General features: G+C 38.9%; 1 pseudogene. It reads right to left on the bottom strand.

What is annotated here, in order from left to right:
* Nucleotides 1-772, bottom strand: a pseudogene (locus AB5935_RS25925) (glucose/galactose MFS transporter); the annotation flags it as partial.

The raw sequence follows: 772 nt of genomic DNA, 5'->3' as shown, positions 1-772 counted from the left end.
CCATAAATTAACGGAAGGATTGCATTTCCGCAGAGTCCCATGATTAACAGTGAGGAACCTGTTTTGGTAAACTTTCCCAGGCCATGAATGGATAACGGCCAGATACCTGCATAAATCAGTGCATTTGGAAAACCTAATGCATTGAGAAAAAAGATGGAGGCATTGGCTTGATGGCCGAAAAGGGTTACATTAAAGTCGGCAAATACAACTCCGAATGAAAGGAATAATCCTAGTACTGTACATATAGTCAGTGCATTTTTCTGTGAGATATATTTAGGAATTACGATGATTCCCAATATATAACCGATCATCGTACATGCCAGAGTATATGAGGGAAATGCTTTTGCCTCCAATAGATCCATACCCATGGAATTGGCATAATTGATGATGGTATCAATGGCTATCACTTGTGTTCCTACGTGAAAGAAAATAGCCAATGCGCCTAAAATAAGGTATGGAAAACCAAAAATGTTTTTCTGATTACTATGACCGCTTTCTTTGTCATCTGTCGCATTTTGTTCATCCGTATTAATTTCAGGTAAGACAGAATATCGAATGACGATGCCTGCTAATAAAAGTAGTATTCCTAGTATAGTGTACGGAACGATGACACGTTGTATCAGTTCGTCAAGCATAACACTTTGGGTTATTGTATCCAGTGTACCCGATTCTATCAGGGCAAAAAGTTCGCTGTCATCAGCTTTTAGAATCAATGCAGCGAAAATGAGAGGAGAGATAATTCCGGCAAACTTGTTACATATACCCATGATAC

Origin of the sequence: Phocaeicola sp. RTP21198st1_B8_RTP21198_201120 (genome assembly GCF_040929485.1) — a bacterium.
Lineage (GTDB): Bacteria > Bacteroidota > Bacteroidia > Bacteroidales > Bacteroidaceae > Phocaeicola > Phocaeicola dorei.
Note: the sequence above shows the minus strand (reverse complement) of the source record. Positions and strands in the feature narration are given on the sequence as shown.